The sequence below is a fragment of the Paenibacillus periandrae genome (assembly GCF_022458865.1).
GTDB classification, from domain to species: Bacteria; Bacillota; Bacilli; order Paenibacillales; family NBRC-103111; genus Paenibacillus_S; species Paenibacillus_S periandrae.
In genome coordinates, this window is record NZ_JAJNMU010000180.1 from 1 (window position 1) to 277 (window position 277).

Sequence of the window (277 nt, forward strand, 5' to 3'; positions counted from 1 at the left end):
GGATGCCTAGGCACTAGGAGCCGAAGAAGGACGTGGCGAACGACGAAATGCCTCGGGGAGCCGTAAGCAGGCTTGGATCCGGGGATGTCCGAATGGGGGAACCCGCATGAGGTAATGCTCATGTACCATGTAGTGAATACATAGCTACATAGGAGGCATACGAGGGGAACTGAAACATCTAAGTACCCTCAGGAGAAGAAAACAACAGTGATTCCGTCAGTAGCGGCGAGCGAACGCGGAACAGCCCAAACCTGAGAGCTTGCTCTCAGGGGTTGTG

The 277-nt window shown here is 54.5% G+C and carries 1 rRNA gene; it reads left to right on the forward strand.

The annotated features are described in order from the left end of the window. Positions 1 to 277: ribosomal RNA gene (locus LRL21_RS45135) — 23S ribosomal RNA — on the forward strand; the annotation flags it as partial.